At 58.5% G+C, this 342-nt stretch carries 1 protein-coding gene; it reads right to left on the reverse strand.

Annotated elements, in window-relative coordinates; translation table 11 throughout:
• Window positions 1-253, reverse strand: a 253-nt coding sequence (tnpA, locus tag ACNAW0_RS30775; protein ID WP_416291545.1) for an IS200/IS605 family transposase, incomplete at its 3' end; no start/stop codon positions are given.
• Window positions 254-342 lie beyond the last annotated feature (89 nt).

Below are 342 nucleotides of genomic sequence, written 5' to 3' on the forward strand. Positions count from 1 at the left end.
AGCGGGAGGACACGCCTTTGAGGGAGTTGACCAGTTTGGACAGGGTCACCTTGGGTGGGAAGTTCACCAGTAGGTGGACGTGGTTGTCCTCGCCGTTGAACTCGATTAGCTCGCATTCGAACTGTTCGCATACCTGGCGCATCACCTGTTCGAGGTAGCGCAGGTGTTCGTCGGTGAAGACCGGTGCTCGGTGTTTCGTGACGAAGACCAAGTGGGCGTGGAGCAGGAAAGTGCAGTGTCTGCCGGTGCGAATAGGGGTAGGTGTCGGCCGCAAACCAAGTGTATGATGTGGAGCGTGAAGGCGGACATGGGTCGGAAGTACCGGCTGTATCCCACGCCGGA

The sequence above is a fragment of the Micromonospora sp. SL1-18 genome (assembly GCF_047921505.1).
In the GTDB taxonomy this organism is placed as follows: domain Bacteria; phylum Actinomycetota; class Actinomycetes; order Mycobacteriales; family Micromonosporaceae; genus Micromonospora.